Source organism: Pseudomonas taeanensis MS-3, from assembly GCF_000498575.2.
In the GTDB taxonomy this organism is placed as follows: Bacteria; Pseudomonadota; Gammaproteobacteria; order Pseudomonadales; family Pseudomonadaceae; genus Aquipseudomonas; species Aquipseudomonas taeanensis.
Map to the genome: position 1 here is coordinate 342,371 of NZ_AWSQ01000001.1, position 11,580 is coordinate 353,950.

The following is an 11,580-nucleotide window of genomic DNA, read 5'->3' on the forward strand; positions in this document are numbered from 1 at the left end:
AATGCAAGAAGTGATTCAAACCGCAAACCTGGAACTGCACAGCAACGCCTACGCCGCCCTCAATGCCGCGCAGCTGTTCACCGACGATGAAATCCGCTACCTGGATGAGGCGTGCCAGATCATCCCGAAGACCATCATCGAAATTGGCGACGTGGGGGAGCAGAACTATCTCTCGGTGGGGCGCTTTATGGAGGATCAGAAAGGTCAGTTGCCGCAGTACCGCAATGACCCCTACGGCAAGCGTGTCGTGGACATTCTCTCTTCGGGCAAGAGCCGCGAGTTCTTCAACGGCATCATGCAGGGTGAGTGCTTTATCCGGCGCTGCCAGTCGAATCTCCTCGAGGCCGGCAACTTCATCGGCAAGCACATCGATACCTACAGCAACCTGGAGTACCGCTACTCGGTGGTCATCCAGTTCGGCAAGCAATACGAAGGCGGCGAGTTCTTCATCGAGCATGAAGGGCGTGAGTCGCAGCTGAAAACCGGATATGCCGATGTACTGATCAACCGCTGCGAGATTCCCCATGGAGTCAACAAGGTACAGAGCGGAACCCGCGCTTCGCTGGTGTTTTTCCTCAGCACGACCCCCTTGGACAAACCCAACCTGCACAACAAGCAAATCTGACCGGAGCGACCGTCCGACCACTCAGGTACGGACGCGCGGCCGGCGTCGCCAGAAGGAATCGAAAGCATGACGCAAGCCAACGTAGCGAGTTATCCAGAGACCAAGAATCAAGACCTGCAGGCCTATTTGCTCGGCCTTATTTCGGTGGCGGCCTTCGCCATGACCTTGCCTGCGGCGAAAGTGCTCGCGGGTGACTTGAGCGCTGTCCAGGTCGGTATCTTTCGCTCGGTAATAGCCGCGTTTGCGGCGATCCCTTTTCTGCTCATAGGTCGCGCAAAACTGCCCAATCGCTCGCAGCTCAAGCGGATGCTGTTGACCTCGACCGGGATCGTCTACGGCTTTCCCATTCTCACCGCACTGGGCATGCAATACGTGCCGGTCAGCCACGGCGGCGTAGTGTTGGCCGCGCTGCCACTGTCCACCGCAATCTTCGGCACCCTGATCACCGGCATCCGTCCCTCCCGGATGTTCTGGGTGGTGTCCTGCCTCGGTTTCCTGGTGGTCATGGCCTATACGGTGGCCATGTCGGATGTGTCGGACATTTACCTTGGTGACCTGGCGCTGCTGGGTGCCGTGTTGCTGGCGGGTTTCGGCTATGCCCAGGGCGGTGCGCTGTCCAAGGAGCTGCCCGGCTGGCAGGTGATGTGCTGGACCCTGGTAGTCAGCCTGCCAATCCTGCTGCCGGCCAGCCTCTGGCTCTACGACGGCGAGACGCTCGCCAACTTGCCTGACATCGGCGTAGCCGCCCTGCTGTTTCTGGCCCTGATCAATTCGCTGCTGGGCTTCTTTTCCTGGAACCGCGCCCTCGCGCTCGGCGGCATCCAGCGCATCAGCCAGCTGCAGCTGCTGCAGCCGTTCTTCACCTTCGCTTTCTCGATCTTCCTGATGGGCGAGTCCTGGAACTGGCTGACTCCGATCGTCTGCGTCGTGGTCATCGTGTTGGTCTGGCTATCTAAACGCACCTGAACCTGGCTTCGCGTTGGCAGCACGCAGTCCTGCCAACGCGTGGCATTCACTTTCAAGCACGGGTACTCGCATGTCCGATATCGCCTTGATCGATCCAAACGTCATGCTGGTGGCGCCTCTGCAGGCAAGCAGCAGCTTCGCCTTCAGCGACCATCAGCACCAGGCTCAAATTGTTTCCTGGGCGGGTGGCGAACGCTCGCTGCCGGACCAGGCTACACACTTTTTCATCGTCTACAGCGGATGCCTGCAGGTGACCCTCGGCGAATACGCCTTCGAATTGGGCGCGGGGTTCTACGGTAGTTTTCCTGGACAGATCCAGGTCCGTGGCGACGCCCAGGCCTTGATCATCTCTCACTTGGGCTATAGCGGCACGACGTTGCTGGGCGGCCCCGTGGAAGCGCAAGGCCGGCTGCTGTACATCGACGGTTGCACCAACAGCCTGCTGCTCGCGCCACAGATAGACGGCGACCCCTGCTTGAACTTCCTGCACCTGCCGGCCCATACGGCGCAGACCCCGCACACTCACCCTTCGCTGCGTGCCGGGCTGATTCTGTCGGGCAATGGCTACTGTGAAACCGAGCAAGGCCTGCTGGCCTTCAAGCAAGGCACGCTGTTCGTGATTCCACCTGGCGTGCGCCATAGCTTTCAAAGCACGGAACAGGCCATGCGCATCGTGATTTTTCATCCCGACTCCGACAGTGGCCCCAGCGACAGCAATCACACCATGCTCAACAGAACACTGGTCGAAGGCAAATCGGCCCAACAGCTGACCCACCTGCATACCCCGATGGAATCACCGACATGACTTCTGTGACCTTTTTACGTCCCACCTCCGAGCTGCAGCAGTGGGATGCCAGCCAATATGAGAACAACGCACGCTTCGTCGCCCATCTCGCCAGCGTCGCCGTCGAACTGCTGGCCCTCCAGCCCGGTGAACGGCTATTGGACATCGGCTGTGGCGATGGCTACCTGAGCGAGCAATTGAGCCGGGGGGGGGTCGATGTAGTCGGCTTCGATTACAGCCCTGAGCTGGTTGCGGCGGCCCGTGCGCGAGGGCTCGATGTGCGCCTGGGCAATGCCGAGCAGCTGTATTTTCATCAGGAATTCGACGCGGTGTTCAGCAATGCGGCGATGCACTGGATGCGTCAGGCAGACCAGGTGGCGCTGGGCGTCTACGCCGCGCTCAAGCCAGGCGGGCGTTTCGTCGGCGAATTCGCCGGCGCCGAGAATGCCCTGATCATTCGCCGTGCGGTGCACAACGCGCTGGCGCGCCGATCCATCGATCCAGAAGAGATCGATCCCTGGTACCTGCCCAGCGCCGGCGCCTATCAGCAGGTACTGGAAAACGCCGGCTTTCACGTCAGCTCCATCAGTTGGTTCGAACGGCCAGTGATCATCGATTATCCGATTGGCCAATGGATCGAGACCTTTGGCAGCCCGTACCTGACCATTCTGCCGGCGGCGGAGCGCGGCGCGTTTCTGGGTGAAGTGACCGAGGAGCTGGCAGGCGACCTGCTGCTCAGCGATGGCCGCTGGACGGTGGACTACACGCGCCTTCGGTTCCGCGCGGAGAAGAAATAGCGCTGGGCAGCGGTGACCGGGGGAGTGGCGTGACCACCGCTCCTGCCCACCGCCCGGTGCGTGAGCATGAAAAACGTGGGCATTCGATAAATGCTGGGGCAGCGACAACGCGCCTGACCGTCGAGTTGGAAGTCACTATGTCTATCAAAACCACTGGATTAGAACTGAAATCTTTTTATGCCGATCCTGACGCCTGGTCCAGCCACGACGGCAAACCGCTCTATTGGGTCGACGACATCGGCCTGGCCATCAACGGCGCTGAAGTGGATGAAGACCCCAAGATTCAGGCGCTGCAAGACAGCGATGAAGTCCAGATTCTCAGCGGCTTCGTCTACTCCTACGAAAACCTGAGCGAGGTGGCGACCCTGGAGGAGTACTTCAACATCTGGCGACGCAGCCTCGGCTCGGTGTTTCTCGGCGCCTTCGTGCCGCCGGGTCAGTATGAAGTCATCCGTGCGGTGATCGAGGCGGCCGGTGGCCAGGTGCTGCGCCGGGCCACGAGCACCTGAGTGCCTGGAAGCGGATGGTCAGGCGCTGTGTGCGGCGATCCGCGGTGCGCTGTCGACCGCCACATGGGCATGGATAAAGCGCCTGAACTCGGCATCGTTGCAATGGGTCACATTGAAACGAATGTGCTGGTCGTAGTGGCGGCTATTGCTGAACAGCGATCCGGGGGCCAGAAAGATGCGGGCATCGTGAGCCTGTTCGATCAGCCTGCGGATATCCATCTGCTCGGCAAGACGCCCCCAGAGGAATATGCCGTCGGCGCTGTGCCCATCGAAGATCACCCCCGCCTTGCCCAACCATTCCCGCGCCTTGGCGCGCTCTTGCATCACCCGCAGGCTCAGCGCGTCGAGATGGTGTTGATAGCGGCCGGATTCCAGCGTGTAGGTGACGATGGTTTCGTCAATCGCCGAGCCGCACAGCAGGTTGTACATCTTCTGCTCGACCAGGCGCTCGACGAATGCCGGCGGCACCGCCGCATACCCCAGGCGCAACGCCGGGCTCAGGACCTTGCTGAAGCCACTGATGTAAAAGGTCCGGTTGAAACCGTCCAGGCTGGCGAGACGCAGGGTCTGTTGCGACGACAGCGAGCCGAAGATGTCGTCTTCGACAATATGGAAATCATACTTGTCGGCCAGCGAGAGGATCTTGTAGCCATTGGCCGGCGAGGTGCTGCCGCCTGTGGGGTTGTGGATCAGGGTCTGGGTCAGAAACAGTTTCGGTCGGTACTTGAGCACCATGGCTTCCATGGCCTCCAGGTCCGGACCGTCGTTCAGGCGCGGAACGGTGATGATGTTGAAATCCCGGTCCTTGATCAGCTTCAGCTGCAGCAGCAGGTAGCTGGGGTCTTCAACCAACAGGTAATCCCCGGGTTTCAGCATCACCTTGCGGATCAGCGAGAAAGCATGGGTGGCCCCCGAGGTGACCACGATCTGGCTGCTGGAGGCGTTGATATGCAGTTCGCGTAGCTTGCGCGCAATCACCGAGCGTAACGCCTGACTGCCCGCCGCCGGTGCGGGGACGCTGCAGGACAGGGTGTTGCGAATCAGCCGCCCGGTCACGGAGGGCGGCACCGCATCGGCCAGCCAGGCCGGTGGCAGGTAGCCCGAGCTGATGGGCAGATCATATTGCGACGGATCCAGAGCGCGGTAGAGAAACCCCGCGTGCAGGCTGGAGGGCGGTATCAGGCTGTCAAGCTCCTTGAGCGCGCCCGCCTGTTTGACTGGCAGGACAAAGTAACCGGCCCCCGGCCGCGACTCGATGATGTGCTGCGCCACCAGGTCTTCATAGGCGCTGGTTACGGTAAAGATACTGACGCCCAGTTGTTTCGACAGCGCCCGGACCGAAGGCAGTCGACCGCCTTGAACCCATTGCAATGACTCGATGCGGGTAATGATCGCGCTGCGAATCTGGTCTACCAGCAGCATCTTGCTGCTGCGATCTATCTCAAACATCTCATTCCCTTAATTGCTGCAGACACCATCCTGGGAGTGCGCGGCCGTTCTGCCGCCGATAGCGATGAAAGTATCGACGATCGATTTAACGGCCCGCAAGCACGCGGTTCGCAGAGCAGAACATTTGAATAGCAGGAAATAGTAGCGCCAGCCGGTGGATTGGAGCAGCAATACGCTGCTACGGCGCTGGCGCAACTGCTTTCGCTTCGTCTGCTGTGCAGCATAAGGGCCCTGGTCGGGCAGTTTTTAACGCCGCCGGCCCAGCATGCCAGGACAATCCTCCTATTTCCCCTTGCCGGCCTACTCCGAGTCGGGCACTTTGCACGCAGCAGCCTAGCAGGCCGTTAAAAATGTAGCGCGCGATGGCTAGGCAAGGCGAGATCCACCGCAACGCAGTAGTTTTTCAACGGTCTGCTATGGGGCTGGCGCTGTGATCGCGCATCATACTGTGCCCCGGGCTGGGTCAGGCCATGCTGCCTGCCCCTTATCTGGCGCGATCACAGCGCCAAGGTGAAACGTAATTTACGGTGACGACAGTCTCATGACTATGCTTGCTCAACGCGCTGCAGCCCTGGTGTTCGCAGCGCTTTTCCCTCTGCTGGGATTCGCCGCAGAACCACAGCCAACCCATGAGTTCAGCCTGGATAACGGCCTCAAGGTCATCGTCCGCGAGGATCACCGCGCCCCGGTCGTGGTGTCCCAGCTCTGGTACAAGGTTGGTTCCAGCTACGAGACACCCGGCCAGACCGGCCTGTCCCACGCCCTCGAGCACTTGATGTTCAAGGGCAGCCGCAAGCTCGGACCGGGCGAAGCCTCGCGCATCCTGCGTGAACTGGGCGCCGAAGAGAACGCCTTCACCAGCGACGACTACACCGCCTACTACCAGGTATTGGCGCGCGATCGCCTGGGTGTGGCGCTGGAACTGGAAGCCGATCGCCTGGCCAGCCTGACCCTGCCGGCCGACGAATTTGCCCGCGAGATCGAGGTGATCAAGGAAGAACGCCGCCTGCGCACCGACGACAAGCCCTCGAGCCAGGCGTTCGAGCGGTTCAAGGCCATGGCCTACCCCGCCAGTGGCTACCACACCCCGACCATCGGCTGGATGGCCGACCTGCAACGCATGACCGTCGAGGAGCTGCGCGCCTGGTACCAGGCCTGGTACGCACCGAACAACGCCACCCTGGTGATAGTCGGCGATGTCAGCGCCAGTGAAGTCAAAGCCCTGGCCAAGCGCTACTTCGGCGCTATCCCCAAGCGAGACGTACCACCGGCGAAGATCCCTCGCGAACTCGCAGCGCCGGGTGAGCGACGCATCACCCTGTACCTGAAGACCCAGCTGCCGAGCTTGTTGATGGGCTTCAACGTGCCTGGCCTGGCGACCGCCGAGAACCCGCGCCAGGTCCATGCGCTGCGTCTGATCGGTACCCTGCTCGATGGCGGCTACAGCGCCCGCCTGCCGACGCGCCTGGAGCGAGGCGAAGAACTGGTATCCGGGGCGTCCGCCTGGTACAGCGCCTATGTGCGCGGCGATAGCCTGTTCGTACTGTCCGCCACACCCAACACGCAAATGGGCAAGACCCTGGAGCAGGCCGAAGCCGGCCTGTGGCGCGAGTTGGAAGCGCTGAAAAACGCCCCGCCCTCCGCCGACGAACTGGCCCGCGTGCGTGCCCAGGTCATCGCCGACCTGGTCTACGAGCGAGATTCGATTACCAGCCAGGCCACCACCATCGGTCAGCTGGAAACCGTCGGTCTGTCCTGGAAGCTGATCGACCAGGAGCTGGCCGAGCTGGAAGCAGTCACCCCGGACGACATCCAGCAAGCCGCGCGCACCTTCTTCAATCGCGACCGCCTGAGCGTCGCCCATGTTCTGCCCGAGGAGTCTCGCGATGAGTGAGCGTAATGGCCTGCGCTACGGCCTGCTCGGCCTGGCCCTGCTGGTGTTGCTGGCGATCCTGGCCCTGGTGGCCAATCGTCCGGACGTCCCAGTCAACCAAGCTGAGTCTCTGCCGGCCAAACCGGCCAAACTCGAATCCCTTGCCGAGCTCAACGGCCAGGCACCCACTCACCGCAACCTGAAGATCCAGAGCTGGCAAACCGCCGAAGGCGCCAAGGTGCTGTTCGTCGAGGCGCCGCAGCTGCCGATGTTCGACCTGCGCCTGACCTTCGCCGCTGGCAGCAGCCAGGATGGTGAGGTGCAAGGCCTGGCCATGCTGACCAATGCCATGCTCAACGAAGGCGTGCCGGGCAAGGACGTCGGCGCCATTGCCGCCGGTTTCGAGAGCCTCGGCGCGGAATTCGGCAACGGTGCCTACCGCGACATGGCGGTCGCCAGTCTGCGCAGCCTGACGGCCCCCGAACAACGCGAGCCGGCCCTGCGTCTGTTCAGTGAAGTGATCGGCCAACCGACCTTTCCAGAAGACGCCTTGGCGCGGATCAAGAACCAGATGCTGGCGGGCTTCGAGTATCAGAAGCAGAGCCCTGGCAAACTGGCCAGCCTGGAACTGTTCGAGCGCCTGTACGGCAACCACCCGTACGCTCACTCGAGCGACGGCACCGCCACCTCGATCCCGCAGATCGGCCGCGAGCAACTGCAGGCCTTCCATGCCAAGGCCTATGCCGCCGGCAATGTGGTGATCGCGCTGGTTGGCGACCTCTCCCGTAGCGAGGCCGAAGCCCTGGTTGCGCAGGTCTCCGGTGCCCTGCCGAAAGGTCCGGCGCTGGCGAAGATCGCCCAACCACAAGAGCCCGAAGCTGGGGCCCACCATATCGATTTTCCGTCCAATCAGACCCATCTGCTGATCGCCCAGCTCGGCATCGACCGCCGCGATCCAGACTATGCGGCGCTCTACCTGGGCAACCAGATCTTCGGCGGCGGTGGTTTCGGCACCCGCCTGATGGAAGAAGTGCGCGAGAAACGCGGGCTGACCTACGGCGTCTACTCGGGCTTCAGCGCCATGCAGGCGCGTGGCCCCTTCATGATCAACCTGCAAACCCGCGCCGAGCTCAGCGAGGGCACCCTGCAACTGGTCAAGGATCTGCTGCGCGATTACCTGGCCAGCGGCCCTACCCAGGAGGAACTGGACAACGCCAAGCGCGAGATGGCCGGTAGCTTCCCGTTGTCCACCGCCAGCAACGCGGCGATCGTCGGTCAGCTCGGTTCGATGGGTTTCTACGACCTGCCGCTGGATTACCTTGAGGTGTTCATGCAGCAAGTCCAGGCCTTGACCGCCGAGCAGGTGAAGACGGCCATGGCCAAGCACCTCGACCCCGAGGCACTGGTGATCGTCAGTGCCGGCCCAAGCGTGGAACAGCAAGAGCTGCCACCACCCACCGACACACCCGCCGAGCAACCCGCCGGCGTACCGGAGCACTGATGCGCAAGCGATCCTCCGCGCCGAAGGCGGCGCCCTCACATGGTGGTGATGGCCAACTACGCATCATCGGCGGCCAATGGCGCAGCCGTCAGTTCGGCTTTCCCATGGCTCATGGCCTGCGCCCCACCCCGAACCGGGTGCGCGAAACGCTGTTCAACTGGCTGGCGCCGCATGTCGAAGGCGCCAAGGTGCTCGACCTGTTCGCCGGTAGTGGCGCACTGTTTCTCGAGGCCCTGTCACGCGGCGCCGGCAGTGCCCTGGCGCTGGACCTCAACCCGCAGGCCATCGCCAGCCTGCGCGGACACCTGCAGACTCTGCGCTGCGAAAATGGCCAGCTGCTGCAGGCCGACGCCCTGGCCTACCTCGGCAACCCGACCGCCACCCCGTTCGACCTGGTATTTCTCGACCCGCCGTTCAGCCAGGACCTGCTGTTGCCGGCCTGCAAGCTGCTGGAAAACCACGGCTGGTTGAGCGCGCACGCCTGGATCTACACCGAGAGCGAAAATTCACCGTCCAGCCTCGGCCTGCCCGGCAACTGGCGCCTGCACCGCGAACAGAAAGCCGGACAGGTGTATTACGCGCTGTGGCAGCGCACCCCGGCAAACAACTAGCCCGGTAGCCCGGATACAATCGAGGAACAGATCCTCAGCTACTCAGCGAATCCCCGGATTACATCCGGGCTAGTGGTACGCCCATGCACACGCCCTTCAAACCCGCCTGGTGGTTGCCCGGCCCACACCTGCAAACGCTGTGGAACCCGATGTGCCGCACGGCACCGCGACTGCAACGCAGGCGTGAACGCCTGTGGCTGCAGGACGGTGACTTCCTCGACCTCGACTGGTACGGCCCGCACAACGCCACGACGCCCCTGGTGCTGGTGCTGCATGGCCTGACCGGCTCGTCCAGCTCGCTGTACGTGCTTGGCGTGCAGCAGGCCCTGGCTGCCCAGGGCTGGGCCAGCGTGGCACTGAACTGGCGCGGCTGTTCGGGCGAGCCGAACCTGCTGCCGCGCGGCTACCACTCAGGCGCCAGCGAGGACCTGGCGGAAGTCGTGCGCCACCTGCGCGCCCAGCGGCCAATGGCAGCGCTGTATGCGACGGGTTATTCGCTGGGCGGCAACGTATTGCTCAAGTACCTCGGTGAGTCGGGCGAAGAGAGCCAGCTGCAAGGGGCCGTGGCGGTGTCCGTGCCGTATCGCCTGGATCAGTGTGCGGACCGCATCGGCATCGGTTTTTCCAAGCTCTACCAGGCGCACTTCATGCGCGAGCTGGTCAGCTATGTGCAGACCAAGCGCAGCCTGTTCGCCCACCAAGGTTTAGCCGATCGCCTTGCGGAATTGGACAAGCTGGGACCGCTGGACGGCATGCGCACCTTCTGGGACTTCGACGGCCGCGTGACCGCGCCGCTGCACGGCTTCAGCGATGCCCAGGATTATTACCTGCGCGCCTCCAGCCGTTACTACCTCGGCGCCATTCGCACCCCAACCCTGTTGATCCAGGCCGCCGACGACCCCTTCATATATCGCCATAGCCTGCCGGAACCCCACGAACTCTCGGCCTCGACCCAACTCGAACTGCATGCCCATGGCGGCCATGTCGGCTTTGTCGAAGGCTCGGCCCAGTGCCCTGGCTATTACCTGGAGCGGCGGATTCCGCAGTGGCTGGCGGCCAGGGCCTCCGCTCAGTAACAGGCACCTCCCGCCGCCTATCGGCTGAGCATGAAGGTCTCGTACTCGAGATCGTCCAGGGAGTGGGTCAGGCGCGCCAGCCCGAACAGCACACAGACCAGCAGGGACAAGGTGAAACCATAGCCGAAGAAACTTGGCCCCAGGTACTGGCTGAGAGCGGTCAAGGCGCCATTGAGCACCACGAACAGCAGACACAACTGCATGACGATGACGCGCTTGTCGAGGTAGAAGAACACGTTGAGCAGGGCCATGAACACCACCTGGATGCTCACACCGATCAGATCGACGTAGAACAGTGGCAGGTAGTAAGAGGAAATGCCCAGCCACTCGAGCAACTGCGGTCCGAGCAGGAACAGCAGGACCACGGTCAGCCCCTGAACCTTGCAAATTTCCAGCAGGCCCTGACGGATCGCCAGGATCATCTGCTCCTTCAACTGGCCGATATGCTGCAGGGTTTCACCACCGCGGATCGCCGCATAGAGCCGTTCGTACCACTCGGCGAAGTCGGTTTCGATGCGCACCAGGAACACCGCCATGCCGGGAATGATCGCCAGATAGGCGAGGAAGATCGGCAAGTCATAGAGGATCGACGCACGCAGTGGGCCGATGACCACATCCGAGGTGTTCGGGTTGAACCAGAAGAAGAACTTGTCGATCCAGATCCCCAGGTTGTAGCACAGGCCGGTCACCACCAGGCTGAGAAACACCTGGCGCCGATCAAGGAAGTCGAACGCCACCAGGCGCGGCGCCGGGTACTCGCGCAGGATATCGTAGAGGAACATGAACAACAGACTGGCGTGACCAATCAACAGCGCCAGCAGCAGTCCATCCATCTTCATGAAGCGCAACAGCAGTGCGCTAACCACCATCAGCGAATAGCCCGCCAGCATCACCAGCAGAATGCGGTTATAGGCCTTCATCCCGGAGAGGAAGATGATCACCAGCCACAGGTTGCACAACACCACGAAATTGGCCAGCACCAGCAAGCGATAGACCAACGGCTGGTCGAACAGCAGCGCCAGCATGAGCACTGCAAGCACGCCCGACGACAGGGTCACCAGCAGGAGGATGCCAACCAGATTGGGCAGGATCAGGTCACTGCGCTTCTCGAACAGGCGGTCGGAAATGAAACGAGTGAAGAACAGCTGCGCGCCTCCGGTGAAGATAAGCGAGCCGGCCATCAGGTAGGTGACCGTCACCAGGAACTGACGAATGAGGATTTCCGGCACCACCACACCCAGGCTCAACACGCCGATCAACATCACGCTGATGATCGACAACACCCAGGGCCCGGAGCTGATCAGACCGGCGTAGACGTAGGCCCGCAGAGTGGCCGAGTAGGAGTCACGGGCGAGGATCTTGCGCAGTTCGAAACCGATTCCGGCCATT

The 11,580-nt window shown here is 62.2% G+C and carries 11 protein-coding genes; 9 read left to right on the plus strand and 2 right to left on the minus strand.

Going from position 1 to position 11,580, the window contains the following annotated elements; all coding sequences use genetic code 11:
- The first annotated feature begins 1 nt into the window (after position 1).
- The 5 genes from TMS3_RS01455 to TMS3_RS01475 all read left to right on the plus strand — a co-directional run bounded on the left by TMS3_RS01455 (position 2) and on the right by TMS3_RS01475 (position 3,681).
- The gene (locus TMS3_RS01455) at positions 2 to 625 is read left to right on the plus strand and encodes a 2OG-Fe(II) oxygenase (protein ID WP_025163462.1); all 624 of its coding nucleotides are present in this window, start codon (positions 2 to 4) and stop codon (positions 623 to 625) included.
- Between the two features lie 66 nt (positions 626 to 691).
- Positions 692 to 1,591 (plus strand): DMT family transporter, encoded by a 900-nt coding sequence (locus TMS3_RS01460; RefSeq protein ID WP_025163463.1) that lies wholly within the window; start codon positions 692 to 694, stop codon positions 1,589 to 1,591.
- A gap of 70 nt (positions 1,592 to 1,661) precedes the next feature.
- Positions 1,662 to 2,396 carry a cupin domain-containing protein gene (locus TMS3_RS01465; RefSeq protein ID WP_025163464.1) on the plus strand — a complete coding sequence of 245 codons (735 nt, stop codon included), beginning with the start codon at positions 1,662 to 1,664 and terminating at the stop codon, positions 2,394 to 2,396.
- On the plus strand, positions 2,393 to 3,172 hold the full coding sequence (locus TMS3_RS01470; RefSeq protein WP_051394178.1) for a class I SAM-dependent methyltransferase: 780 nt from the start codon (positions 2,393 to 2,395) through the stop codon (positions 3,170 to 3,172). Before TMS3_RS01465 ends, TMS3_RS01470 begins: the two co-directional genes overlap by 4 nt.
- 137 nt (positions 3,173 to 3,309) lie before the next feature.
- Positions 3,310 to 3,681, plus strand: coding sequence for a hypothetical protein (locus TMS3_RS01475; protein ID WP_025163466.1), 372 nt, complete (start codon positions 3,310 to 3,312; stop codon positions 3,679 to 3,681).
- Between the two features lie 18 nt (positions 3,682 to 3,699).
- Here the strand turns inward: TMS3_RS01475 and TMS3_RS01480 are convergent, their stop codons facing one another.
- Positions 3,700 to 5,130, minus strand: a complete 1,431-nt coding sequence (locus TMS3_RS01480) for an aminotransferase-like domain-containing protein (RefSeq protein ID WP_025163467.1) — start codon at positions 5,128 to 5,130, stop codon at positions 3,700 to 3,702.
- 541 nt (positions 5,131 to 5,671) lie between these two features.
- Here TMS3_RS01480 and TMS3_RS01485 point away from each other — a divergent pair.
- The 4 genes from TMS3_RS01485 (at position 5,672) to TMS3_RS01500 (ending at position 10,191) form a co-directional block, all read left to right on the plus strand.
- Positions 5,672 to 7,024 carry a M16 family metallopeptidase gene (locus TMS3_RS01485; RefSeq protein ID WP_025163468.1) on the plus strand — a complete coding sequence of 451 codons (1,353 nt, stop codon included), beginning with the start codon at positions 5,672 to 5,674 and terminating at the stop codon, positions 7,022 to 7,024.
- Complete coding sequence (locus tag TMS3_RS01490) at positions 7,017 to 8,504, plus strand: M16 family metallopeptidase (RefSeq protein WP_025163469.1); 1,488 nt, start codon at positions 7,017 to 7,019, stop codon at positions 8,502 to 8,504. The genes TMS3_RS01485 and TMS3_RS01490 overlap by 8 nt, the downstream gene beginning before the upstream one ends.
- Positions 8,504 to 9,115, plus strand: coding sequence for a 16S rRNA (guanine(966)-N(2))-methyltransferase RsmD (rsmD, locus tag TMS3_RS01495; protein WP_025163470.1), 612 nt, complete (start codon positions 8,504 to 8,506; stop codon positions 9,113 to 9,115). Before TMS3_RS01490 ends, rsmD begins: the two co-directional genes overlap by 1 nt.
- Positions 9,116 to 9,198: 83 nt before the next feature.
- Complete coding sequence (locus TMS3_RS01500; protein WP_025163471.1) at positions 9,199 to 10,191, plus strand: hydrolase; 993 nt, start codon at positions 9,199 to 9,201, stop codon at positions 10,189 to 10,191.
- A gap of 17 nt (positions 10,192 to 10,208) precedes the next feature.
- Here TMS3_RS01500 and pelG read toward each other — a convergent pair whose 3' ends face one another.
- A complete protein-coding gene (gene pelG, locus TMS3_RS01505; protein ID WP_025163472.1) occupies positions 10,209 to 11,579 on the minus strand; it encodes an exopolysaccharide Pel transporter PelG in 1,371 nt (456 codons plus the stop codon).
- Position 11,580: the final 1 nt, after the last annotated feature.